The organism is Cognatundibacterium luofuense (genome assembly GCF_018139685.1).
Lineage (GTDB): Bacteria > Pseudomonadota > Gammaproteobacteria > Burkholderiales > Burkholderiaceae_D > Undibacterium > Undibacterium luofuense.
This window is the reverse complement of sequence record NZ_JAGSPN010000212.1, coordinates 1-407: the sequence shown is the minus strand read 5'-3', so window position 1 is coordinate 407 and position 407 is coordinate 1. Positions and strand designations below refer to the sequence as shown.

Genomic DNA, 407 nt, shown 5'->3' with positions numbered 1-407 from the left:
CTGGGTGTGGACAATTTATATATCGATGTGAGTGCAGAAGAAATCCCTATCATGGATGGCTCCGCCTCGTCTTTCGTGTATTTATTGCAGCAAGCCGGATTGCAGCAGCAGGATGCAGCTAAAAAATTTATCCGTGTATTGAAACCGGTCGAAATTCGTGAAGGCTCAGGTGCCAGTGAAAAGTGGGCGCGCCTGGAACCGTTTGATGGCTTCAAGCTACACTTTTTTATCGAGTTCAATCATCCGGCGGTCGATGGCACGGTACAGACTGCCGTGGTCGATTTTGAAAAAGTCTCGTTCGTGAAAGATGTGGCCAGAGCGCGTACTTTCGGCTTTATGCAAGATGTGGAAATGCTGCGTGGCATAGGACTGGCGCGTGGTGGCTCGATGGAAAATGCGATCGTGAT

General features: G+C 49.4%; 1 protein-coding gene. It reads left to right on the top strand.

Features of this window, described 5'->3' with window-relative positions; translation table 11 throughout:
• On the top strand, window positions 1–407 hold a 407-nt coding region (locus KDM89_RS20075), incomplete at both ends, for a UDP-3-O-acyl-N-acetylglucosamine deacetylase (RefSeq protein ID WP_212689642.1).